Origin of the sequence: Marinomonas gallaica (genome assembly GCF_001639745.1) — a bacterium.
Taxonomy (GTDB): Bacteria; Pseudomonadota; Gammaproteobacteria; order Pseudomonadales; family Marinomonadaceae; genus Marinomonas; species Marinomonas gallaica.
Genome location: NZ_LTAX01000082.1, coordinates 1 through 267, shown reverse-complemented (window position 1 = coordinate 267; position 267 = coordinate 1). Strand labels below are relative to the sequence as shown.

The following is a 267-nucleotide window of genomic DNA, read 5'->3' as shown; positions in this document are numbered from 1 at the left end:
CTTTGCTTCCTTTGTATTGTTTTACCTTTGTTAGCTTATGGTGAACCAAAAAAACTAAATCTTGTTGTTCTATCCTACAACTCTGATGTTTCTACAGCTTTTTTGTTTCAGTCTATTATAGATGATTTAGCTGAGCGATTACCTAACTATGAAATCAAGCTGAAAGTTTCTAATGCTGAACATTTAGCGAGTACTATTACCCTCGATCAATATGATTTGATGTTGCTAGACCCTGTCCATTATTTGACGTTTCGTAGTAATGGTAGT

Annotated in this window: 1 protein-coding gene; it reads left to right on the top strand. The window is 34.1% G+C overall.

The features are described 5' to 3' along the window. A partial coding sequence (locus tag AYW76_RS19460; RefSeq protein WP_231872660.1) for a hypothetical protein occupies positions 1–267 on the top strand: 267 nt, incomplete at both ends.